The sequence below is a fragment of the Cognatundibacterium aquatile genome, from assembly GCF_014699135.1.
In the GTDB taxonomy this organism is placed as follows: domain Bacteria; phylum Pseudomonadota; class Gammaproteobacteria; order Burkholderiales; family Burkholderiaceae_D; genus Undibacterium; species Undibacterium aquatile.
The window spans coordinates 18736-39880 of record NZ_JACOFT010000005.1 but is presented as its reverse complement, the minus strand read 5'-3'; the positions used below and the strand labels follow the sequence as shown (position 1 = coordinate 39880).

General features: G+C 52.5%; 20 protein-coding genes. 7 read left to right on the top strand and 13 right to left on the bottom strand.

The features are described from left to right. Positions 1–362 precede the first annotated feature (362 nt). Entirely contained in the window at positions 363–821 is a 459-nt protein-coding gene (locus H8K26_RS13470) for a cache domain-containing protein (RefSeq protein WP_190480230.1), read from the top strand. A gap of 150 nt (positions 822–971) precedes the next feature. Here H8K26_RS13470 and H8K26_RS13465 read toward each other — a convergent pair whose 3' ends face one another. From H8K26_RS13465 to H8K26_RS13455, 3 genes are all read right to left on the bottom strand, one after another. Beyond that, the gene (locus H8K26_RS13465) at positions 972–1751 is read right to left on the bottom strand and encodes an EAL domain-containing protein (protein ID WP_190480228.1); all 780 of its coding nucleotides are present in this window, start codon (positions 1749–1751) and stop codon (positions 972–974) included. A gap of 387 nt (positions 1752–2138) precedes the next feature. Next, a complete protein-coding gene (locus tag H8K26_RS13460) occupies positions 2139–3230 on the bottom strand; it encodes a carbonic anhydrase (RefSeq protein ID WP_190480226.1) in 1092 nt (363 codons plus the stop codon). Positions 3231–3390: 160 nt separating this feature from the next. Beyond that, on the bottom strand, positions 3391–4368 hold the full coding sequence (locus H8K26_RS13455; RefSeq protein ID WP_186897606.1) for an NAD(P)H-dependent flavin oxidoreductase: 978 nt from the start codon (positions 4366–4368) through the stop codon (positions 3391–3393). 161 nt (positions 4369–4529) lie between these two features. Here H8K26_RS13455 and H8K26_RS13450 point away from each other — a divergent pair, with 161 nt between their 5' ends. Next, entirely contained in the window at positions 4530–5171 is a 642-nt protein-coding gene (locus H8K26_RS13450) for a TetR/AcrR family transcriptional regulator (protein ID WP_190480224.1), read from the top strand. Between the two features lie 13 nt (positions 5172–5184). After that, complete coding sequence (locus tag H8K26_RS13445; protein ID WP_190480221.1) at positions 5185–6039, top strand: enoyl-CoA hydratase-related protein; 855 nt, start codon at positions 5185–5187, stop codon at positions 6037–6039. A 14-nt stretch (positions 6040–6053) separates the two neighbouring features. On the opposite strand, the gene H8K26_RS13440 is transcribed toward H8K26_RS13445, so the two are convergent. The 7 genes from H8K26_RS13440 to H8K26_RS13410 all read right to left on the bottom strand — a co-directional run bounded on the left by H8K26_RS13440 (position 6054) and on the right by H8K26_RS13410 (position 11768). Then, positions 6054–6974 (bottom strand): MBL fold metallo-hydrolase, encoded by a 921-nt coding sequence (locus tag H8K26_RS13440; protein ID WP_223827033.1) that lies wholly within the window; start codon positions 6972–6974, stop codon positions 6054–6056. A 22-nt stretch (positions 6975–6996) separates the two neighbouring features. Continuing rightward, positions 6997–7203, bottom strand: a complete 207-nt coding sequence (locus H8K26_RS13435) for a DUF1289 domain-containing protein (RefSeq protein ID WP_186884299.1) — start codon at positions 7201–7203, stop codon at positions 6997–6999. After that, the gene (locus tag H8K26_RS13430) at positions 7200–7697 is read right to left on the bottom strand and encodes a YbaK/EbsC family protein (RefSeq protein WP_190480219.1); all 498 of its coding nucleotides are present in this window, start codon (positions 7695–7697) and stop codon (positions 7200–7202) included. Before H8K26_RS13430 ends, H8K26_RS13435 begins: the two co-directional genes overlap by 4 nt. A 112-nt stretch (positions 7698–7809) precedes the next feature. After that, complete coding sequence (locus tag H8K26_RS13425; protein ID WP_186884297.1) at positions 7810–8136, bottom strand: PilZ domain-containing protein; 327 nt, start codon at positions 8134–8136, stop codon at positions 7810–7812. Between the two features lie 107 nt (positions 8137–8243). Next, positions 8244–9521: a TIGR03862 family flavoprotein gene (locus H8K26_RS13420; RefSeq protein WP_190480217.1), complete on the bottom strand. Its 1278-nt coding sequence runs from the start codon at positions 9519–9521 to the stop codon at positions 8244–8246. A gap of 130 nt (positions 9522–9651) precedes the next feature. Next, entirely contained in the window at positions 9652–11085 is a 1434-nt protein-coding gene (locus tag H8K26_RS13415; RefSeq protein ID WP_190480215.1) for an ATP-binding protein, read from the bottom strand. Continuing rightward, positions 11082–11768: a response regulator gene (locus H8K26_RS13410; RefSeq protein WP_190480213.1), complete on the bottom strand. Its 687-nt coding sequence runs from the start codon at positions 11766–11768 to the stop codon at positions 11082–11084. The genes H8K26_RS13415 and H8K26_RS13410 overlap by 4 nt, the downstream gene beginning before the upstream one ends. Positions 11769–11880: 112 nt before the next feature. On the opposite strand from H8K26_RS13410, the gene H8K26_RS13405 reads away from it, so the two are divergent. Genes H8K26_RS13405 through H8K26_RS13390 form a run of 4 tightly spaced genes read left to right on the top strand, consistent with a single transcriptional unit; the run spans position 11881 to position 17757 of the window. Beyond that, positions 11881–13071, top strand: coding sequence for an efflux RND transporter periplasmic adaptor subunit (locus H8K26_RS13405; protein WP_190480211.1), 1191 nt, complete (start codon positions 11881–11883; stop codon positions 13069–13071). After that, positions 13071–16151: an efflux RND transporter permease subunit gene (locus tag H8K26_RS13400; protein WP_190480209.1), complete on the top strand. Its 3081-nt coding sequence runs from the start codon at positions 13071–13073 to the stop codon at positions 16149–16151. Before H8K26_RS13405 ends, H8K26_RS13400 begins: the two co-directional genes overlap by 1 nt. An 11-nt stretch (positions 16152–16162) precedes the next feature. Beyond that, a complete protein-coding gene (locus H8K26_RS13395; RefSeq protein ID WP_186884291.1) occupies positions 16163–16486 on the top strand; it encodes a DUF3240 family protein in 324 nt (107 codons plus the stop codon). Next, positions 16483–17757, top strand: a complete 1275-nt coding sequence (locus H8K26_RS13390) for a TolC family protein (protein ID WP_186897595.1) — start codon at positions 16483–16485, stop codon at positions 17755–17757. The genes H8K26_RS13395 and H8K26_RS13390 overlap by 4 nt, the downstream gene beginning before the upstream one ends. A gap of 86 nt (positions 17758–17843) precedes the next feature. On the opposite strand, the gene H8K26_RS13385 is transcribed toward H8K26_RS13390, so the two are convergent. From H8K26_RS13385 to H8K26_RS13375, 3 genes are all read right to left on the bottom strand, one after another. Further along, a complete protein-coding gene (locus tag H8K26_RS13385) occupies positions 17844–18950 on the bottom strand; it encodes a substrate-binding domain-containing protein (protein WP_190480207.1) in 1107 nt (368 codons plus the stop codon). Positions 18951–19356: 406 nt separating this feature from the next. After that, entirely contained in the window at positions 19357–20181 is an 825-nt protein-coding gene (locus H8K26_RS13380; RefSeq protein ID WP_190480205.1) for a head GIN domain-containing protein, read from the bottom strand. 82 nt (positions 20182–20263) lie between these two features. Then, positions 20264–21022, bottom strand: a complete 759-nt coding sequence (locus H8K26_RS13375) for a DUF1700 domain-containing protein (RefSeq protein WP_190480203.1) — start codon at positions 21020–21022, stop codon at positions 20264–20266. Positions 21023–21145 lie beyond the last annotated feature (123 nt).

Below are 21145 nucleotides of genomic sequence, written 5' to 3'. Positions count from 1 at the left end.
ACATCACTTTCGGCGAATATTCCACGATGGAAAAAATCTCACGCAGGTCGCTATTAAATTTGATTTTGGATCAGGTTTTTCCGTTTTTCGCTGCCAGTAGCGGAATGAGTATGGGATTCCAATGATGACCAAAGCATCACGTAGAAAAAATTTCAATCCTGAGACACTTTTTCTTTGCGAAAACGCGACGTTAACATGCAAAAACAGAGCGACAGCCGTAGCACCTGAAGTAAGATCATTCATGCACTGTGGGTAATCGTGACAAGCTGATTACGAACAGGCATCTGAGCTGCTGGAGTCTGGCAACGTGCTCAGTATTTTTAAAAAAATAAATCTTAAATATCTAAACCGGAGACAAGTTTATGCGTGCAATATTGAAATTTTTTACTTTTGCTTTTTTCTCTTTGTTCATCAGCCAGTCGGTGATGGCGGCGGAACATGGGACGCAGCAGGAAGCGGAAGCCTTGGTTAAAAAAGCGATAGCCTATCTGAAGGCGAATGGCCAGGAAAAAGCGCTGGCCGAATTCAATAATCCTAAAGGCAGTTTCGTCGACCGGGATTTGTATATCTGGGTCACTGAACTGAATGGCAAAGCACTGGCACACGGTGCGAATGCACGTCTGGTCGGCAAAGATTTACGCAGTCTGCGCGATGTCGATAACAAGGCATTTGTTGAAGAAGTATTGGCCGGCGTCGCAACCAAAGGAAAAGGCTGGGTGGATTACAAGTGGCCAAATCCAACCACCAAGGCCATCGAGCAGAAATCCACTTATTATGAAAAAGCAGGCGATCTGGTTTTCGCTTGCGGTGTTTATAAATAATCTGTCGCGACCGCAATATCATCCCGTGTGACGCAGCATATCTGAGATAAAAATGGCGCATGAACCAGTTCAGTCATGCGCCATTTTTCCGTGTTTTTTAAGCATTTCCTGGCACTCAGTTCAGAAACCAGATCAGCAGCAAGCGCCAGCTTAATCCCAGGCGTCAGGATCGATCACGCCGATTGCGCGAAATGCCGGTTTGCAGAATAAATATCCTTGCATTAACTCGATACCGGCATCGCGCAGGAAGTCGCGTTCCGCTTTGGTTTCTATGCCTTCGGCCAGTACGCGCACATTCAAACCGGCACAGATCGCCACAATGCCGTGCACGATCACTTGTTTAGGTTTGCTGGTGTCGATATTGCGGATCAGATCCATATCGATTTTGACAATGTCCGGCTGATATTCTGACAGCAGATTCAAACCTGCATAACCAGCACCGAAATCATCGATGGCGGTACGGAAACCGACGCGACTGTATTCGCGGAAAATGTTGACCAGATGTGGCCGGTCGTCGACCCGCTCGCCTTCGGTCACTTCAAAAATAATACGCTCGATAGGAAACTGATAGCGCTGCGCCGCTTCAAACGTGCTGCGTATGCAAGCGGCTGGCTGATAGACCGCGTTTGGCAGAAAATTGATCGACAAATATTCCTGCAAACCGAGTTCTGCTGCGCCCCGGATCGCTTCTACCCGGCACGCCTGATCGAATGAATAACGATTTTCATCCGTCACTTTAGACAACACCGAAAAAGCCGACTCACCATTCGGCCCGCGCACCAGCGCTTCATGCGCGTAGATAGTACGACTGCGCAGATCAACGATGGGCTGGTAAGCAAACGCAATATCAAAATCCAGCTGCTGACCTTCTTTACATTTCTGGCAAGCAGGCGACGGTGTATTGCTCTGAGCGAGAGGATGCAAATTCATATCGAACCTATTTTTTCTGGAGAAAACAGCGCCGCTTCAGACCCGCTATTTGTGACCTGACATCAGGCTCATCTGATTTTATGTAGAACATGGTACCCCGATTCGGTACGATCGTCATGTCTTACTATGGGATGCGCGCATCACCGGAAGCGCTAAGTTGGTCGTCAGCGGCAACCTCTGTACAAGCCATGTCCGCATAAGAAATAAGTGCTGCGGGCTGAATCTGCACAGAGGAATCAGAAATGGTATCTGGCAGGTGCGCATAGCCAGGAGCCGTGGACGCGTGCTGGGGCCTAAAATATACTCCCCCCAGTATATTTTGAAGCCCTTTATTCTCAAGGAGATTAGGGGGGGTTGTATAAAATAAGGGGGGAGTATGCTGAATTCTCAGCGAGATTCTTTAATCAGGCGGCCTGCCGTTTTTTGCAGAGGGCGGGCATTCATCGGATACAGGCGACCGAAAATCGCGATCTGTTCAGAGGAAATTTCCACGGTTTCTTTCATCACCATCCATAACACTTCTTCGCTGCAGGGTGGCGTGGTGAGCGAACCCATATAAGTGTAGTAATCGCGTTTCTCTGGCAAGAGCTGGTTGATATCAATCGCTGTCGGTGCGGCCAGGGCCAGATTTTTTTCCAGCGGCAAATTGTTCCAGATCTGCTGCACGATATTCTGCGCTTTGCCGCGTTCTAACAATACGGCGACCACCGCCAGTTTGCCGTCGGCATCTTTGTGCACCAGATGCACGACCATATCAAAACTCCGGCCATTGACGCGCTCTTCGGATGGTTTGTGGAAATGGAACTGCAGCAGTTCGTAATTACGGCCCATGATGCTGATGTAATTACCCGCCGCAACATTGACCTGTATCGTATGGCCGTTATCAATCACATTGAAACCGGATGGCTTGTAATCAAAGTTGATCGGTTCGAGATCGACGCGGATACCATCGCGGATATCGATCGGTGACTGACGATCACCGATATCACATTTCGCGTTTGCCGAGTTGAGCTTGCCCCAGTTGGTCGGCCCGCCTTCGCCGTCGTAACTCCAATGCACGGCACCATGTCCACCCATCGCCGCGATAATCGCCGAAGAACCGTGTTCGCTTCCTTCTTTCGGTTTGGCTGGTGTTACTTTTCTGACCGGCGCCACATACGCTGGAGAACGAGCAACGGCGCGGGTTGAGGCGCGTGCCACATCGTCTTTTTCTTTACGCAACAGGGCGAGACGTTCTGCAATTTTGACCGCCAGCTCATCGGCAGCCATGGCATCTTTGGCAGCGTCTTTGCTTTCCTTCGACTCTTTTTCTTTGGAAGATTTGCGCGTCTCTTTTTCTTTTTCCTTCGGCGCGGACGCCTCTTCTTTGGCAGAAGCAGATGCCTGTTTAATCGGCTTGGACGGAGGTGATGATGCGTCATTCGCCTGAGCGGAGATCGCAAGTATCAGGGAAATCAGGAGAGCAGAGCAGCGGCGCATAATTAGACGGATTCAGGTCGGGATAGTCTGTTTACGGCCTGCGCTGTTTAAACTTGAATTCCGCTTGAATTCCATCAGGCAATTTAACAATCCTCCACAGACTGGCCGACGACAGACATGCTGCGCTTGCCAGTCCGTCAGTCTGTGGCAGGGTTGCTGCTTACAGCGCCAGCAGGCGCGCCTTTGCTGCCTGGTATTCAGCACTGAAGCGCTGTACGACTTCGGCGACACTCGGCGCATCATCCATCAGACCGACGCCTTGCCCGGCACCCCAGATGTCGCGCCAGGCTTTCGCACCGCTGTTGCCACCGGAACCGAAATTCATTTTGGATTTGTCCGAAACCGGCAGGTTGTCGGGATCAAGCCCGGCGGCGATGATCGATTTTCTGAGGTAGTTGCCATGCACGCCAGTAAACAGATTGGTGTAGACGATATCGGCAGCACTCGATTCTATGATGGCCTGGCGATAAGCCTCATCCACATTCGATTCCGGCGTTGCCAGCCAGCGTGAACCAATGTACGCAAAATCGGCACCCATTGCCTGTGCCGCCAGAATCGCGTCGCCGGTCGCAATTGAACCGGACAGCGCAATCGGCCCTTTGAAAAATTTGCGGACTTCACCGACCAGCGCAAATGGCGATAAGCCACCGGCATGACCACCAGCGCCAGCGGCGACCAGAATCAGGCCATCGACACCGGCTTCCAGCGCTTTCTGTGCATGGCGGATAGAAATCACATCATGCAGGACGATGCCGCCATAGCTGTGTATCGCATCCAGCATTTCTGGCGGCGGCGCACGCAACGACGAGATAATGATGGGAACCTGATGCTTGACGCACACCTCGACATCATGCGCGAGCCTGTCATTCGACTGATGCACGATCTGATTCACGGCAATCGGGCCAACTTTCGCATCAGGGTTGGCGGCTTTGTAGGCGGCTAATTCATTTTGCAGATCGGTCAGCCAGGTATCGAGCAATTCCGCCGGACGGGCATTCAACGCAGGAAACGAGCCGACGATACCCGCTTTACATTGTGCAGCAACCAGCTTCGGGCCGCTGGCGATAAACATAGGCGAGGCGATAACAGGTAAAGCCAGATTTTGTAAGGCTTTCGGCAGATGAGAGGTACTGGTCATACTGATGGTCTCCGGTGAACAGATCGTAGTAGATATTTTTGCTGCTTTTTTTGGTAATTTTTTACATGCCTGATATGATGTTATCAGAAAAAACGTTGTTATTCACAAGCATCAGCGTGAACCAACTCAGAAGCAAGCCCATTCGCCATAAAGTGATACCGATGAAACCGAAAGTTGTTGATTTCCGCCAGAGTCAGGAAGCGCTGCGCAGCTCGCTGCGCGAAGGAATGCTGGATGCCGCCAGCCATTTTCTGCAAACCGAAGGCGCTGCCGCGCTGACGGTGCGTAAAGTGGCGGAAGCAGTGAATTGCTCGACGACCTTGCTGTATTCGATTTTCGGTGGCAAAGACGGTTTATCCAATGCGCTGTATCTGGAAGGATTTGAGCGCTTCAAAAGTGAATTTCTGAGCTACGAAGCCACTTTAGCTGACGAGCAAAAAGCCCGCGGCATCCAGCGCTTATGGCTGTATGCAAATAACTATCACGCGTTTGCGCGGCGTTATCCGAGTTATTACATGGTGATGTTTGGCGACGCGATTGCCGGTTTTGTGCCGCCGCCGGAATCGCGCCAGGCGGCATGGGAATCGTTCACACCACTGATAGCCGAATTTGAACACTGCATGCAAACCGGCAGTCTGCCCGCCTCCAGCCCGAGTGCCGCCGCACGTCTGTTATGGGCTGCCATGCATGGCGTCATCAGCCTGGAGCTGAAAGGTTTTTATCTGAAACAGGAACATGCTGATGAGCTGTTCCAATCTGCTGTACGCGCCGTTTTGATCTCACTTCAACATCCACCTGGCTAAACAAGGAAACACGATGACTTACCAATGTTTTGACTTCAGCATCGATCAGAAAATCGCCCATCTGCGCTTTAATCGTCCCGACAGCCTCAACACCATGCAACCGGTTTTTTTCCGCGAGCTGGTCGAGATACTGCAAAAATTACAGCGTGAAGCATCGGCGCGGGTGCTGATCATTTCATCCACGGGTAAGCATTTCACCGCAGGCATGGCGCTGGACGTGTTTTCCGGCAACGGCATCACGCTGGACGATAACAATGCAATCGGCCGCGCCAATATTGCGCTGGTGCTGCAGGATATGCATCAGTCGTTCAATCTGATCGAGCAATTACGTATGCCGGTGATCAGCGCAATTCAGGGCGGCTGCATCGGTGGTGGTGTCGATCTGATCTGCACCAGCGATATCCGCCTCGCCAGCAAAGACGCGTTCTTCTGCATACAGGAAATCAATATCGGCATGACGGCCGATCTGGGTACACTGCAACGCCTGCCAAAACTGATCCCGGAAGGCATCGTGCATGAAATGGCGTACACCGGACGCCGTTTACCAGCCCAGCGTGCGCAAGCGGTGGGACTCGTGAATGAGGTGTTTGATACGCAGGAAGCGATGCTGGAAGGTGCGCTGCAAATGGCGAAAGAAATCGCTGAAAAACCGCCAGTAGCGATCTGGGGCAGCAAGCAGGCAATACATTATGCCCGCGATCATTCTACCCACGATGCCTTGCAACAAATGGGCTGGCTGCAATCAGGTATCTGGCAAAGTGCGAATCTGATGGAAGCGTTTATGGCAAAACAACAGGGGCGCGCGACGCAATTCGGTGATCTGGCACCGCTGCATCCATTCACAGAAGCGAACTATCAGTTGAAATAAGTCAGCTTCAGATCTTAGCGATTATTCAGTAACAGCCCGTCTTCCAGGCGGGCGACGCCTGCGCGTACCAACTCGGCGGCGATCTGTTGCAGCAATTCCTGCGCTGGCATGGCTAGCTGACGGGCGGCAGAACGCATCAAACGGCTGCTGTTGAATTGCAGCAGCGCCTGATCGAGATGCAACTGCTGCGTGTCGAGCAGAATAAACGCGAGCAAGACTTTCAGCGCATTGCGGGCATTACGTTGGGGGTCGGCACTCAGATAATCCAGCCGCTGACGTGCACGTTGCAATGCGCCCTGCACATCGGAGAATGGAGCGCCATGACCCGGTATTACCAGCCGCACGTCGAGTTCGCTGATGGTTTGCAAAATGGCCGCTTGTTCGGCAAAGCCGGATTCACCTTCGAGCTCAGGAAAAATCACACCAAAGCCGTTTTCCCACAAGGCATCGGCTGAAATCAGTATGCCTTCTTGCGGGCAATACAGAATCATCGAATGCGGATCATGCCCGGGTGCCGCCAGCACCTGCCAGTCGAGTCCGCCCAGCCGTAGCTGATCGCCATCCGCGATACTGCCATCGAAACGAAAAGGCGCGCACTGCTGGCCGGTTGCAGCGTAGGTGAGTGCCTCCTCATCCCACGCCGCCACGGCAGGCATGTCGGCAACGGGAATCAGAGTGCTGCAGTCGTAAGTCTGCTGCAGCAAGGCATTGCCGCCGCAATGATCTGAATGTAAATGAGTATTGACCAGCAAATCGAGCGCACGACCTTGCAAGGCATGTTGTAACAGCGCCAGCGTTTGCGGCGCATGGGTCACATAACCGCTGTCCACCAACGCCGCTGTATCGTCATCCACAAACAGGATATTGTTCGACGACAACCAGCCGCGCTCGAACACACGCATGCTGGCAGGAAGTTGAATAAGCGTGTCTGGCATAGGATTTTTCCCGCTGGCTGGCTTAAAACATCCGTTCTTTTACCTGACGCCAGATCTGCAATTTGACTGGGTTACTGGCCGTGCTCCAGCCCGTCAATTCGTCTATGGTGCGAAAACAACCGGCACACCAGGCTTTTTTTTCATCCATGCGACAAACGCCGACGCAGGGTGAGGGAACGGCCTGCTCAGGGCTGGCGGAATCAGGATCGTAATCGTACAGAATACTCATGTTTGCAAGGCAATATCGGCAACTGGCGCAGCGGTCATGGCGACCAGTTGTTGTGGGGTCAGGCTGAATACAGCGTGCGGATGACCGGCCGCCGCCCAGACTTTAGGGTATTGCAATAAATCCTGATCGATCAGCATCACACTTTTTTGCAGATGACCGACGGGGCACACGCCACCAATCGCATAACCAATCTTTTCGCGGACAAAACGGGCGTCGGCTTTCGCCAGCGGCCCGACGCTTGCCGCCACTTTTTTCTCGTCAACCCGATTGCTGCCGCTGGCAACCACCATCACCGCAGCATCATCGGCAACACGGCGAAAAACGATGGATTTGGCAATCTCGGCAACGCTGCAGCCTAATCCGGCGGCCGCTTCGGCGGACGTTCTGCCACTTTCAGGCAGCATCACGACCGGCTGATCGTGGCCTAATTCGCGTAACAAACTGGCGACCCGCTGCGCGGTATCCGGAAGAGCATTCTCTGTACTCATAGTCATCTGCTTAGACAAAATTCTGTTATTGGCACGCAGTGTTTATAACACAGCCGCATCTCTGCTGCCGGACATCCGCTGGCGAAACGTAGCAAGGACCTGACGAGGAAGCTGACGATCAGCCGCCCCAGCTCTCGAGTAAAGGACGGTGTTCAGGCGGATAATCGGTGCATTTCAGACCCGCGCGATAGGCGTCACCGCTGAGTATCGTATATACACAACTGGCTTTAACAACAACCTGCGTACGTGCCGATGCGTCCTTGACACTGGGGATCTCCATCATCATCTGATAAGACTGTTTTTCTTTCAGCATCACGCTGGTTTGCAGTTGTATGCCGGTCGCAGAAAAATTGACGACTTTGGCAGGAACGATATGACCGGGAACAACTTGTATTGCAGCCCGCCACGACACAGGAAGGCGCGGAGTATTTCTGGATTCATTCATAAAGAAACAATGCAACTGATGCAATAAAAATTACTACATGGAAACTTAATGAATTGTAACAATGAATCAGAAAAATACTGGTGACAACCTTGCCAGGCGCGAGGGTATTAGCGGGCGTCGAGATACTGCATCGCCGCCTGCGCTGCATGGCGGCCGCTGGCAAAGCAGGCGGTCAGCAGATAACCACCGGTAGGTGCTTCCCAATCCAGCATTTCACCGGCACAGAAGACTCCAGGACAAGCACGTAGCATGGCGCTGGCATCAAGTGCTTCAAAACGGATGCCACCGGCAGTGCTGATCGCTTCATCAATCGGACGTGGTGAAATAAGGCGCAGTGGCAGCTGTTTAATGGCGCTGGCAAGAACGTCTGCCTGTTGCATTTGCTCTTTGCTCAACACTTCATGCAGTAAGGCGATTTTCAATGCATCGAGCCCGAGCTTGCTCTGCAAATGACTTGATAAAGAACGTGAACCGCGCCCTGCGCTGACTTCACTCAGCACACGATCAGCACTTTTATCGGGCAGCAGATCGAGTTCCAGCACCGCATGTCCGCGACGATTGATCTGCTCGCGCAAGGCTGCAGACAAGGCGTAAATCAGGCTGCCTTCAACACCGCCGGCCGTGATCACGAATTGCCCTTTGCGCATGCTGGAGCGCACATCCGCATCCTGAGCACGGGCGGCCACCGTCAGCAAAGGCTGACCGGCAAATTTATTTTTCAGAAAATCTGTCCACGGCACATCAAAGCCGCAATTGGCAGGCTGCAAAGCTGCGATATCAACGCCACGTTGCTGCAACAACGGTACCCAGGCGCCATCAGACCCCAACCGCGCCCAGCTGGCACCGCCCAGCGCCAGTATCACTGCATCGGCGCTGATATTCAAATCACCCTCAGGCATCTGAAAACGCAACGTCTGCGGTGCCTCGCTCCAGCCTGTCCAGCGATGCCGCATGTGAAAGCGCACGCCCTGTTCACGTAGGCGATGCAACCATGCGCGCAGCAAAGGTGCGGCTTTCATATCCACCGGAAACACCCGGCCGGAACTACCGACAAAAGTCTCTACGCCCAGCCCCTGCGCCCAGGCGCGCAATGCCTGTGCGTCAAACGCTTGCAAGAGCGGCTGCAAATCGGCGGCACGGCTACCGTAACGCTGGATGAACGCAGAAAATTCTTCTGAATGGGTCAGGTTCATGCCGCCCTTACCTGCCAGCAAAAATTTGCGTCCAACGGTAGGCATTGCGTCATACAAATCCACTTGCACACCGCACTGCGACAGCGTTTCTGCCGCCATCAGACCCGCAGGGCCGCCACCGATTACGATTACATGAGGTTTACTCGCAGATGTGGCTGAAGTGGTGGAATGAGGAGCGGATCGGATTGACATGAATAGCTGAACAGGACATGCGCGGTGCTGGAAACGCAGACACCGCGCGAGGCATAAAAAGTAGATAGCGGCGACATTTTACGCTGGATACGCCAGCCACAGCGCAGACGGAAAAACTATTACTACACTATTACTGCGCTGACGATGTTGGCGGTATTGTTGACTGTATGGCGGGCTGAACCGCAGCAGCGTACAAAGGAAAGACCAGCGTCACACCTAAGCCTCGTTCATCCAGCCCCTCAGCCAGTGTCAGCGTCGCGTGATGATTGTCGGCGATGCTTTTGACGATCGATAATCCCAGACCGCTGCCCGGAATCGTCGCGTCGGACAAGCGCACGAAACGCTGAAATACACGCTCACGCATCTCCTCTGGGATACCGGCGCCGTTATCGGCAATACGCAGATACACGCCATTTTCGGTCTGACCGCAAGAGACTTGCACACGCCCACCCACTGGCGTGTAGCGCAGCGCATTGTCCATCAGATTGCGGAATAAAATCAGTATGCTTTCCGCATGTATCAAGGCAATCCCAGAATGCAGCTCTGCGCTGAAGCTGATTTGCGCTTTTTCTGCCTGCGTCTGCCAACCTGCCATTTGCGGTTGCAGTAAATTCGCCAGATCGGTTTCTTGGAATACCAGGTTTTTGTCGTAGGGTGGCTCCAGCTTTGCCAGCGTCATCAATTGCCCGACCAGCCGGGTCGCACGATCAACGCTGGTGCCTAAGCCCGCCGCGGCCTCTGCTCGCTCATCATCGTTACGTGCGCGCTGTATGACTTGCAGATTGGTTTTAATAGCCGCCAGCGGTGTGCGCAACTCATGTGCGGCATCGGCAGTAAATCGTTGTTCCCGTTCCAGCGTCTGGCTGACGCGTTCAAACAATCGGTTAATCGCATGCAGCAAAGGATGAATTTCTGTCGGCGCACCACGCAGGTTCAACTGATGCAAATCACCCGGCATACGCTGAGAAACTTCGTTTGCCACCGTTTGCAGACTACGGAAAACGCGGTTCACACTCCACCACAAGCCGACGACGAGTAAAGGCACCACCAACAAAGCGAACAACATTAATTTATACGCAAAACGGCTGCTGATTTCCTTGCGGTGACTACTCGGTTCGGCGACTTGTATCTGCATATTCTGACGCGCGTTCCAGCTGCTGTATGTGCGCCATTCCTGCCCTTCCATACGTATCCAGCCAAACTGATTATCGCTTTCCAGCGATAAGGACGTGAACGCCGTTTCCGGCGCACCAGCGCTGCGATAGATCAGGCGATGCTGCCCGTCCCAGATCTGAAACAACAGATATTTGCTGTGTTTGCCGTCATGTATTTCGGTCAGAGTAGGCGCTGCCATTTCCACATGTTCTTCGAGTTCATGATCGGCCAGCGCCAGCAGTAAATGTCCGGTTTCGGATAAAGACTGGTCAAACAGTTCGCGGCTTTCGGCATCGGCATCCAGATACACAACCACGGCACTGAAACACCAGATACTGACTGTCAGCGTCAGTACCAGCGCCAATAAAGTGCGGCGCAGCGACCAGCGCGCGGGCATGCTCATATTCATTGCGCCTCCTCTGGCGCAGTTGCACCGGGCTTATCAATGACGTAGCCCACGGCATGTATCGTGCGGATCAGGTGTTTGCCAAGTTTTTTGCGCAGATGATGAATGTGTACCTGAATTGCATTACTTTCGATTTCCTCACCCCAGCTATACAGCGTTTCTTCCAGTTGTTCGCGGGTAAGCACACGGCCAAGATGCTCAAACAACATCAGCAGCACCCGGAATTCCTTGGCGGTCAGAACGACAGGAAGCGCCTTCACCGTGACCGAGCGGGCGGCAATATCCATCACAATGTCACCATGATGAATCACTTCGCGCGTACGCCCGCCGCTACGGCGTGATGCAGAACGGATACGTGCCGCGAGTTCATCGAGATCGAAAGGTTTTATAATAAAGTCATCAGCTCCGGCATCAAGCCCTGCGACGCGATCTGCAATCTGTTCGCGTGCCGTGACGATCAGTATCGCTCCGGCAAATCCTGATGCCCGCAGCCGCGTCAGCACCACCATGCCGTCCACCTGAGGCAAGCCGAGATCGAGCAGAATACAAGCATAGTCATGTGTTTTTACCGCAGATAAGGCGCTATCCGCTGTCTGCACCCAGTCAACGGCATAACCGGACTGATCCAGCCCGATTTGTGTCGCCCGACCTAATTGGGGATCATCTTCAACTAATAATATGCGCATTGCATACCTCCTGTGGCCTCCTGTAACTGTCGAATGCATTGTAACGGCGAGTTGTTAAGGAGTTCTTAAGATATTCATTCCAGAATACGTCTATTCAAGCCAAGGGTACATCATGATGATCACGAAAAAACGACAACTGCAACACCGTAGCGGCGTCCGCAAACAACTGATTTTCTGTACATTTTCAGCGTTATTGAGCTGTGGTGCGGCAGTCGCAGAAACCAATAACCAGATCAAACTGACAAACGAGCAGATACTGCGCGCGGGAATCAAAACCGAAGCAGCGATTGCAGCAGATACCGCCAAAAGCGACGGCAAAGCAAGTGCGGCCGAAGGTCAGCATTTATCCGGTACGGTCGTGGCACCACCCAATGCAGTCAGCATGATCAGTAGCATGGTCAGCGGCGTTGTGCAGGAAGTGCAGCATCAGTCTATGCAGCCGATACGCAGCGGTAATCCGATTGTGACTATCTTCAGCCAGCAACTGATGGAGATGCAGCGTGAATACGTACAACTCGCCACTCAATCCAGACTGGCGAAAGAAAAACGCGAACGGGATGAAGGCTTATTCAACGAAGGCATCATCGCCCAAAGCCGTCTGCAAGACAGTCGTGCCGCGGCGATACAGGCCGATGTCGCTGCCAGAGAACGCTATCAGGCGCTGCGCAGCGCCGGCATGGGCGAGACCCAGATTCGTCAGTTACTCAGTAATCAGAATCTGACGTCGGTGCTCAGAATCAGCGCCAACAGTAACGGCATACTGACTGAAATCAATGTCAAACCCGGGCAACGTATAGAGGCGGGAACACCGATCGCAAGCATCAGCAAAGACGGCGCGTTCTGGGTCGAATTACAGGCATCGGCACAGCAGGCATCCAGCATCCGTATCGGCGATCTGATGCAGGTGAATAACTGCGCCAGTGCCAAAGTCACCGCCATCTCGTCCCAGATTCAGAGCGGTAACCAGACCACACTGATACGCACACAAGTCATCGATGGCAATCCATGTCTGAAACTTAATCAATTCGTTGATGCGCGTCACCAGAGCGGCGTGATACCGCCCAATAGCATAGGTGTTCCTGCCAAAGCCCTGATCCAGAGTAAAAACGAACACTATGTCTTCGTCAAAAATGCACAGGGATTTGAAGCAGTCAAAGTCAAGCTGTTAAGCACAGTCGGGCAACATGCCTGGGTCAGCAGTAATCCGAAATTGCAAGTCGGCAGCCAGATTGCCACGCAGGGCATTATTCAGCTGAAAGGCGCACGAGCCGGACTTGGCGCTGAAGAAGGCGGAGCGCAATAATGTTATCCCGACTGATTGCATTTTCACTCGCTCAGCGTCTGCTGATCATCGTTGCCAGCATACTGATGATCGCTGCCGGTTATCAGGCCTTTAAGGGCTTGCCTATCGACGCCTTTCCGGATGTGTCGACGACGCAGGTCAAACTGATCATGAAAGCGCCGGGCATGACTCCGGAAGAAATCGAAGCACGTATCGTTGCGCCGATTGAGCAGGAACTGTTAGGCATTCCTAAACAGGCGATACTGCGTTCGCAATCCAAATATGCGATTGCCGATATCACACTCGATTTTCAGGATGGTACCGATGTGTTCTGGGCCCGCCAGCAAGTCAGTGAACGCCTCAGCAACGTGATGAAAGATCTGCCCGCATCTGTCAGCGGCGGTCTGGCACCGATCACCACGCCACTCGGTGAAATTTTCATGTTCACCATTGAAGGCCCGTTGTCGCTGATGGAAAAACGCAGTTTGCTGGAATGGACGATACGTCCGCAATTGCGCAATATCGCCGGTGTCGCGGATGTCAATTCACTAGGCGGCATGGTGAAAAGTTTTGAAATCGTTCCTGATACTGATGCATTGATTGCGCGTGGCATCTCGCTCGCCCAGCTGCAAGCGGCATTGGAGGCGAATAATCGTAACGACGGCGCGGGTCGCTTGTCTTCGGGTGAAGAATCCTTGCTGGTTCGCAGTGATGGCAACATCCGTACACTCGACGATGTGCGGGCGATTGCCATCGCTCAAAGAGATGGTGTATCGATCAAAGTCGGCGATGTGGCGAAAGTCAGAATCGGTCAGCTGACCCGCTACGGTACCGTCACGAAAGACGGTAAAGGCGAAGCGGTCGAGGCACTGGTACTGGCAATGCGTGGTGCGAATGCGCAGCAAGTTGTCGATAACATTCGCGAACGCCTGATCACGATCAATCAGACGCTGCCGGCAGGCACAAGCATCAAGCCTTTTTATGACCGCGGCAATCTGGTCGAACGTGCGGTTTCCACCGTCACCAAAGCACTCGCGGAAGCAACCATCCTGGTCGTGGTGTTGCTGTACCTGTTCCTTGGTAATGTACGCTCGGCGCTGGTCGTGGCCTGCATCCTGCCTTTATCGGCGCTCGGTACTTTCCTGCTGATGCAAAGTTTCGGGTTGACCGCCAATCTGATGTCACTCGGCGGGCTGGCAATTGCAATTGGTATGCTGGTCGATGCTGCCGTTGTCGTGGTCGAAAATATTGAAGCGCATAGTGGTGACCACGGTCAGCCTAAACTTGGCCGCCTGCATGTGATTTATCGCGCAGTGAAGGAAGTCGCGGTACCAGTAACCGCCGGTATGCTGGTGATTATGATTGTGTTTTTACCGCTGTTGTCGCTGCAAGGACTGGAAGGAAAATTATTCATACCAGTCGCACTGACGATTATTTTTGCACTGGCATCGTCATTAATTTTGTCGCTGACGGTGATTCCCGTGCTGTCATCTTTCCTGCTGAAAGACGGCCATAGCGGCACACCTAAACTGGTGCTGAAGCTGGAAGCGATGTACCGCGCCACCCTGACGAAGGCGTTGGCCAACGGACGCAAAGTCGCATTTGCCTCCGTCGCCGCCCTGCTGCTGACCGCCTGTCTGTTTCCGTTCATCGGTAAGTCATTCATGCCGACTCTGGACGAAGGCGACATCATCATGCAGATAGAAAAATTGCCGTCGATCAATCTGCAGGAATCCGCCCGCATCGACATGGCGGTGCAACAGCGCATTCTGGAAAAAGTGCCGGAAGTGACCAGTATCGTCGCCCGCGCGGGTTCCGATGAACTCGGTCTGGACCCGATGGGGCTCAATGAAACCGATACCTTTCTGGTACTGAAGCCACGCGCCAGCTGGAAGGTCAAAAGCAAAGACGAACTCATTGATCAGTTACGTAAAGTGACGATGGAATTTTCCGGGGTGAATTTCAGTTTCACGCAGCCGATCGAAATGCGTACATCCGAGATGTTGTCAGGTGTGCGCGGTGATCTGGCGATTAAAATTTACGGCCCGAACACTCAGATTCTGGGTGGGCTGGCAGAACAGATCGTGAAAGTCGTCTCTGGCGTCAGTGGCAGTCAGGATGTACTCAGCGTCAAGAACGAGGGCGTGCAATACCTGCAAGTCGATATCAACCGCGAAGCCGCAGGCAGATTAGGCCTCAGCGTCGAGCAGATACAAAATGACTTGCGTACGCTGGTGGAAGGCAAGATCAGCGGCGTCGTGATACAGGAAGGGCAACGTCTGCCTTTACTGATACGCGGCAGCGATCAGATGCAGATATCACCTTCATTGTTCCAGCAATTGCGTCTGCCAGTGACCGATAACCTGTCTATTCCTTTGTCGCAAGTCGCCAGTCTGCGCACAGTCGAAGGACCGGTCAAAGTCGAACGCGAAAATTCCTCGCGCCTGACAGTCGTCAGAGCCAATGTACGTGATCGCGATCTGGTCAGCTTCGTTGATGAAGCGAAAGCAAAAGTGGCGCAGCAGGTCAAGCTGCCAGCGGGCTATCGTCTGAGCTGGGGCGGACAATTTGAAAATCAGCAAAGGGCAGCCGCACGGCTGGCGGTGGTAGTGCCGGTCGCACTGGCACTGATTTTCCTGCTGCTGTTCACGACCCTGCACAGCATACGTCAGGCTTTACTGGTGTTCGTGAATATTCCGTTTGCATTGCTGGGTGGCGTGATCGCTCTGGCAGTCACTGGCGAATATCTGTCGGTACCTGCGTCGGTCGGCTTTATTGCGCTGATGGGGATTGCGGTACTCAATGGTCTGGTCATGATCAGCTATTTCAATCAACTGGTGGCGCGCGGTATTGCCCTCAAAGAAGTGGTTTCTGAAGGTGCATTACGGCGCTTCCGCCCGGTCATGATGACCGCCAGCATCACGGGTTTCGGTCTGATTCCCTTGCTGATGGCGACCGGCCCCGGTTCTGAAATCCAGAAACCGCTGGCGATCGTGGTGATCGGTGGTCTGGTGTCAGCGACGCTGCTGACCCTGATCCTGTTACCGATACTATTTCAGCGCTTCGGCATTCCCACCGACAAACGTGCGAAACAAAACTGAACGGATATGGCATGACTCAATCTGAAAAAAACATGGATGCCCTGCTGAATCTGGCGATCCCAGTGACACTCGAAGACGAGGTTGCTGACTTCTTATTACTCCGCCCGGCGCTGGCGAGCGGCTTCACTATCGTCGCAGCACAAGGCATGGGACAAGGCGCCAATCTGCTGAGTTCTATGGAACAGGTGCAGGGGCGCTGCAAACGCAAGCTGTTCCTGGTCGTCGGCGAGCAGGAAAAACTGCGCCAGCTGTTAAAAGAATTGTCGCTGGAAATCAAAAGCCAGGACATTAGCTATTGGATTACCCCCGTTTTGCAATTCGGGAGACTGTCATGAACAACATCTTACCTACCGCCATGCGTCTGGCTCTGATCAGTATCGCCAGTTATTCAGCAATCGCTGGAGCGACCAATGTGTTGCCTCCGGCAACGCCAGCAGATATCGCTGCCATTCTGCCGCCGGAGCAAGTGGTAAGAAAAACGCTGGAAAATCTGCCGCAACTGCGTTCCGGCACACTGAATAAAGAACTCGCACAGGCCAGCAAGCAACGTCTGGAAGCCGGTAGCCATGAATGGGTTATGCGGGTCTCGCAAGCACGTCGCACCGAACAAAATGGCGACAGCTTACGCGATCAGGAAATCGCCATAGAACGGCCATTGCGCTGGTTTGGCAAAGCCAGTAAAGATGCCGCCATCGGTGACAAAACCGTCGATATGGCACAACTGTCGTATGCCGATAGCTGGCATGAAGCTGGTCGCAGCTTACTCAACGACTGGTTCGACACCTTGCGCGCGGTCGCCTATCGCCAACGCCTGCAAGAACAAGTTGATATCACGGTACAACTGCGCAGCATGGCGGAAAAACGCGTGAAAGCGGGTGACGCTGCCAGGCTGGAACTGATGCTGGCAGATACCGAAGCGAAACGGGTGGAAGCCCAATTGCAGCAAGCGCAACTGCGTGAAGAACAGCAGAAACAGGCCTTGGCAACCTTGTATTCAGGGCTGCAGATCAGCGAGCTGCCACAGCTGCCGGTGCCCTTGAAAACAGAACAAAGCCATAGCTATTGGGTCGATCAGATCATGGACGATAATCATGAGCTGGAACTGGCCGAAGCAGAAGCGGCGCTGTCAAAATTACAGGCGTCGAGAATTGCTGCCGAAACGATGCCCGACCCAACCGTAGGCATACGCGCAGCACGCGAGCGCAGCGGGCAGGAACGCATCTACGGCATCAGCATCTCTATTCCCTTATCAGGTACGGCTCGCAAAGCGGATGCCAGTGCAGCGGCACTGAAATCGAAAATGGCGGAAGAAAAATATCAGTTCACACGGCTCAAAGTAACGCGTGAAGCGCAGCGCGTGGTATCGGAAAGTCAAAAGCAGTATACGATCTGGCAAACCATGCACGCAGTACAGCAGCAAAGCCAGGCGCAGGCAACAACGGCGCTGGCCGCCTATAAGCTGGGCGAGGTCTCGCTCAGCGATACACTGCAAATCCGTCGCAATGCAATTGATGCGACACTCGCCGCTGAAGCCGCGCAAATCGATGCTTTGTTTGCCCACGCCCGCCTGGAGCTGGATGCGCACAAACTATGGGTGATTGATTGATGTAAAAAAATCGATGAATAATAAAAAAGGCAGCGTGAGCTGCCTTTTTTATTGATGGTGTAATGATACGCCTCTGTGCTTGCGAGCTATTTCGCCCACATATGCTGATAATGACTGCGATAGTCGTTGGCGGGATCAAAGGTATTTTTCTCGCCACCGTCATAGGCGATATTTTGCGATGTCACCAGATGTACCGGCGTCACAAACGCACTGGCCGGCTGATCTGAGAATGCACGGTTAAGTTCATCCACCAGTTGCCACGCATGCATAGTCAGAGGCTCAGGAACCGTGCCACTTTGTATTCCTTTGCTACGGATACGACGGTAAGCAGTCGCAGAGCCGTCACCGGCGGAAATTCCCGAGAGTTTGTTGGACGCCACCAATGGCGCGATACTTGAGGCATCCAGCAAATCAAAATAAAAGTCATTCACGGCCATCACATGCGTCCATTTCGCACCGTGACGTTTGACTACGTTCTCCACCACACCTTTCATTTTCAGATAAGCGTCACTGAGCGGCACGTCTTCGACACTGAGGATACGGCAGCCGTCGCATTGCTTGATCGCTTCTATCATTGCCGCCGACTTGGCTGCCATATAGGGATTGCTGGAATCGGTGAAAACGACGATACCAGCTTTGCTGTTCGAATCGACGACCGTAAATAAGGCCGCTACTTGCGCGGCTTCTTTCGGATTCGAAGTGATATTTGTGAACAAACCATCAGTCGGGCCACTCTTGACAGACGCATGCCAGCCAACGACAGGTACTTTCGCTTTTGCCGCTGCCGCGATTCCTTTGGCCTGCGTCGCGACATCGACACCCGCCAGAATAATGCCATCCGCCTTCATATCGATTGCCTGAGAAATGATGGCTGCGCCCTGATTACAGCGGCCACGGCAATCAATCGACAATGTCTCCCAGGCACCCGCCGCACTGGCTTCACGGACGCCGTGAAAGACACCTGCAATCGCTGCATCACTCATATCACCGGCAATAAAAATAATTTTCTTTTTTTTGTGCATTTTCGGGCCATCCACCGGCCCTTCCCAGCGGTTTTTTAAAGCGGCGGCGCGAGCCACTTTAGCATTGGCACGGCTCATGAATTGCACGGGGTTTTCTTGGGCTGTCGCGCCAGTGATGAAACTAAACACAACAAATAACACGGTCAGGCATTTACTTAGCTTAGCAGTCATGGTTCTTGGTTGGTCAGGTTAAAAACGAAACTGCGCAAGGATTGCGCAGATGGGCGTTTCATCTTTTCCAGATGACAACAACAGGTGTCATGCGAAATTCACCAGCACGACTGTCTCTGATACAAGGAAACAGTCTGTTTACGCTGGGCTCCGCTGTTACTTGTTGCTGCATCAATCAAATTGAAACAAATATTTACATTTCCGAAACGATTATTGCAGAAATTTTTTCGAGATAAATAGAGTTTCAATACCAAGTCTGACGAAATACAATTTAATTTTTTATACAGGCAACTAAACAATATTTTGAATTACATAAAATTCAATGCACCATTCAAAATTTTGTTTCGCACTAAAACAAGGCAAATTTTGAGTTCAATTTGCAACACTTTTCAGAAGTTTTCTCCTTTTATCGCCAGATAATGTCGCCGGAACCCAGACGTTCGGCATTCCTCCGCAGCGGATTTCCCTTTACCGACAGATCGCCGCTTCCCATCAGCCGCGCATTCACCTCTTCCGTCGCAAAAATCTTGCTGTCTGCCGAACCCCGGGATTCGATGAACACCTGCTTCGCTTTCAACGCTTCCGCATGTAAGTCTCCGGAACCCGATAATTTGACAGTCAGTGCAGCACTCTGACCTTTTAACATCGCATCACCTGACCCCTGCATGCTTAACGTGACTTGCTCACTATTCGCCAGCGATAAATTTAAGTCACCACTCCCGTTCATCGCGCCCTGTATCTGAGTGAAATCGCCGTCAAATATCAGATCGCCGGAACCACGCATGCTGAACTCCAGCCTCTTTCCTTTAAAGCCTTTGACATTCACGTCACCGCTGCCAGACAACTGTAGTTTTTCAAGCACAGGTAAATTCAGTTCCACTCTGACAGATTCGGATTTTCCTAAAGTGATAAAGATACCGCGTGTCGTAATGTATAAAGTATTACCGTCAACTCTGGTGGTCACCCGTGAAGCGAGCTTGGGATCGCCTCTCACCGACAGGGATGGAACGACAGACGAGCGCAACAGTAAATCAATCGGCCCACTTAATACTACTTGTGTGACCTGTGCTGTCACCGGGCGGGTATCGTTGCTGTCACCGGAAAAAAAATTACCGGCAGCAGCTTCTGTCAACGTGGTAGCGGCATGCGCTTGCATAAAAAAAGCCGAAGCAGCGGTCAGGATGATTGCCAGCACCAGCATGCCTGCTCCTGTGCGAAGTATGTATTTCATTTCCTAATCCTTTCAGTCGTTCTGGTTAATCGCTGTTAGTAACAGTAACGGTGGAATGATATTCATCAGTTTTCGCTTTGACTCAGGTCGCTGGGGTGAGTCTGAGTTGCGAAAAATTCCAGCGCAGATACTGTCTGAATCCACGGAAACTAAGCCCGGTCAGAAACATACTCAACATCAGCAAAGCCACCGATCCTATGATCATGCCAATGCCTTTGAATACATCGTAGAGATCAACTTGTTTGCCGAGATTAATCTGGATATCGACCGGCTCCGCGATCCGGAGTCGTTTTGTCTGCTGCTCATCTTCCGCAACAGATTCACCGTTGACCTGAATCCCGGACGCTGAAATATCCACCCGGGCTTGCTTATCTATCTGACGATCTGCAGTCGCAGGCGAGTGATCAACAACAAGCTGATACGGCGTGTCATGGATATGCAATTCATCAACGCCTGTAATACCGCCGGCGGTCAGTAAAATGCCAGCGAAATACAAAGACAATGCCGTAATAAAAGCACTGCTTAACATGGCGAAACAGAACAGCGCAGGAATCAGCATCAGCAGATTGAAAATCATCAGTCCAAACAAAGCAACAATTAAGCGTGCGAGGTTACCGACGCTGACTTTGTTTTTAAACTGACGAAGATGTATTGCTGCTTTTTGCTGGATGGCAACCAACGCTGGTGTCGGTAACTGGGCAATGACTTCCTGCTCACTTTTTCCTGCAACCATGCCATCAATAAACTTTCCCTCATACGTCCACAACAGTTCTTCCTGAATATCTCCCGGCAAATCTTGCAGAGCCAGCTTGAGTGCATTCATATAATCGGTTTTAGTCATGCTATGTTCCCTCCCTGATTCTGTTTCCGGATACGATGGAAACAGAATACGGATTTATTCAACACGAAGCGATGGCCATGCGACAGCGTGTCAAAACCCAGGAATGAAATGCAGAAACGGCAG

Bases quoted from the DNA above. Each gene is read 5' to 3' on its own strand.
- H8K26_RS13410 (WP_190480213.1), bottom strand. From the start codon at position 11,768: ATGCGCATATTATTAGTTGAAGATGATCCCCAATTAGGTCGGGCGACA.
- H8K26_RS13415 (WP_190480215.1), bottom strand. From the start codon at position 11,085: ATGAATATGAGCATGCCCGCGCGCTGGTCGCTGCGCCGCACTTTATTG.
- H8K26_RS13390 (WP_186897595.1), top strand. From the start codon at position 16,483: ATGAACAACATCTTACCTACCGCCATGCGTCTGGCTCTGATCAGTATC.
- H8K26_RS13470 (WP_190480230.1), top strand. From the start codon at position 363: ATGCGTGCAATATTGAAATTTTTTACTTTTGCTTTTTTCTCTTTGTTC.
- H8K26_RS13420 (WP_190480217.1), bottom strand. From the start codon at position 9,521: ATGTCAATCCGATCCGCTCCTCATTCCACCACTTCAGCCACATCTGCG.
- H8K26_RS13445 (WP_190480221.1), top strand. From the start codon at position 5,185: ATGACTTACCAATGTTTTGACTTCAGCATCGATCAGAAAATCGCCCAT.
- H8K26_RS13395 (WP_186884291.1), top strand. From the start codon at position 16,163: ATGACTCAATCTGAAAAAAACATGGATGCCCTGCTGAATCTGGCGATC.
- H8K26_RS13440 (WP_223827033.1), bottom strand. From the start codon at position 6,974: ATGCCAGACACGCTTATTCAACTTCCTGCCAGCATGCGTGTGTTCGAG.
- H8K26_RS13450 (WP_190480224.1), top strand. From the start codon at position 4,530: ATGAAACCGAAAGTTGTTGATTTCCGCCAGAGTCAGGAAGCGCTGCGC.
- H8K26_RS13380 (WP_190480205.1), bottom strand. From the start codon at position 20,181: ATGAAATACATACTTCGCACAGGAGCAGGCATGCTGGTGCTGGCAATC.
- H8K26_RS13385 (WP_190480207.1), bottom strand. From the start codon at position 18,950: ATGACTGCTAAGCTAAGTAAATGCCTGACCGTGTTATTTGTTGTGTTT.
- H8K26_RS13375 (WP_190480203.1), bottom strand. From the start codon at position 21,022: ATGACTAAAACCGATTATATGAATGCACTCAAGCTGGCTCTGCAAGAT.
- H8K26_RS13465 (WP_190480228.1), bottom strand. From the start codon at position 1,751: ATGAATTTGCATCCTCTCGCTCAGAGCAATACACCGTCGCCTGCTTGC.
- H8K26_RS13425 (WP_186884297.1), bottom strand. From the start codon at position 8,136: ATGAATGAATCCAGAAATACTCCGCGCCTTCCTGTGTCGTGGCGGGCT.
- H8K26_RS13405 (WP_190480211.1), top strand. From the start codon at position 11,881: ATGATGATCACGAAAAAACGACAACTGCAACACCGTAGCGGCGTCCGC.
- H8K26_RS13460 (WP_190480226.1), bottom strand. From the start codon at position 3,230: ATGCGCCGCTGCTCTGCTCTCCTGATTTCCCTGATACTTGCGATCTCC.
- H8K26_RS13455 (WP_186897606.1), bottom strand. From the start codon at position 4,368: ATGACCAGTACCTCTCATCTGCCGAAAGCCTTACAAAATCTGGCTTTA.
- H8K26_RS13435 (WP_186884299.1), bottom strand. From the start codon at position 7,203: ATGAGTATTCTGTACGATTACGATCCTGATTCCGCCAGCCCTGAGCAG.
- H8K26_RS13400 (WP_190480209.1), top strand. From the start codon at position 13,071: ATGTTATCCCGACTGATTGCATTTTCACTCGCTCAGCGTCTGCTGATC.
- H8K26_RS13430 (WP_190480219.1), bottom strand. From the start codon at position 7,697: ATGACTATGAGTACAGAGAATGCTCTTCCGGATACCGCGCAGCGGGTC.